This window comes from Halomonas sp. 707D4 (assembly GCF_024158685.1).
GTDB lineage: Bacteria > Pseudomonadota > Gammaproteobacteria > Pseudomonadales > Halomonadaceae > Vreelandella.
Genome location: NZ_JAMZBD010000717.1, coordinates 1 through 1,129 on the forward strand (window position 1 = coordinate 1; position 1,129 = coordinate 1,129).

2 protein-coding genes are annotated in these 1,129 nt (G+C 70.2%); one reads left to right on the forward strand and one right to left on the reverse strand.

Translation table 11 applies throughout. The features are described from left to right. Positions 1-235: TOBE domain-containing protein (locus BIS11_RS18175; protein WP_367399234.1), on the forward strand; the 235-nt coding region annotated here is incomplete at its 5' end. On the opposite strand, the gene BIS11_RS18180 is transcribed toward BIS11_RS18175, so the two are convergent. Next, positions 232-1,129: bifunctional UDP-sugar hydrolase/5'-nucleotidase (locus BIS11_RS18180; protein ID WP_253586807.1), on the reverse strand; the 898-nt coding region annotated here is incomplete at its 5' end. The genes BIS11_RS18175 and BIS11_RS18180 overlap by 4 nt on opposite strands.

A 1,129-nucleotide genomic window follows, 5' to 3' on the forward strand; every position in this document is an offset into this window, starting at 1 on the left:
GCGCCTGACCCCGCCAAGCGGCCCGCACCTGGTGATCGAGTCGACGCTGGAGCTTTTCGAGGCCGCCGGCGCCGAGAGCCACCTCTACGTGCGCCTAGCCGACAGCGAGCAGCCCACGGTGATCCGCGTCAGCGGCCAGCCGCCGGTGTGCGAAGGCGAGACGCTGCGTCTTTACGTTGCCCGCGAGGCGCTGCACCCCTTCGACAGCGCCTCGGGCAAGCGTACCGGCGGCTAGTCGCGCGCCCGGTCGACGATGCGCCCCTCCACTCGGGGCGCGACGTCGCCCTGCTCGACCAGGTAGTCGCGCAGCATCTCCCAGTCGGTGTTGCCGACGATGTGACTCCGCTCGTCGTTGTGCGCGGCTTCGAGTGCTGCGTGGTCGTCACCACCGGCGGCGGTGAAGTTGTTGGTGGCGATCACGTAGGTGCGTGCCGGGTCGATCTCATTGAGCTCGCCGTTCTCGGTCACCTTCAGGCTCACCACCCGCTCGCCCGCCGGCTCGCGGCTGTCATACACCACCTCGGTGCCGTTGGATACCTGCAGGAAGGCGCCGCTCTCCTCCGGGGCGCTGGCCAGCGCAATCTCGAAGGTCTGCAGAAGCTCCGCGCCGGTCACGTCCATCAGCGTCAGGCGGTTGCCGAAGGGCTGCACGGCGATCAGCTCGCCCACGGTCACCGGGCCTTCGGGGATTGGCTCGCGGATGCCGCCGCCGTTTTGCAGCGCCATCACGGTCTGCGGGTTCACCCGGCGGGCGGCGGCGAGCTGGCCGTCACTGATCAGGTTGCCCAGCGCCGTCTCGTCGGCGCGCACGCTCTGCTCGTCGCCGTTGCCGTGGCGCGGGTTGGGAAGCGCCGTGCCCAGCGTCACCCCCACCTCGGCGTCGCGCAGCTCCTCGATGCGGGCGGTATAGGGCTCGAGCATCGCGGCGGCATCAGCGTCCGGTTCGAAATCCTCCGCGGCCAGCAGCTCGCCCCGCGAGGCCGTCACCACGCCGTCATCATCGAAGGTGACCTGCATCACGCCCAGATACTTGCCGTACTCGTTCGCCTGACCGATCACCGTGGGCGCCTTCGCCTCGCCCAGGGCGTTCTCGGCCACGGTGACCGGCGCGTCGAGCCGGGTGTGGCTG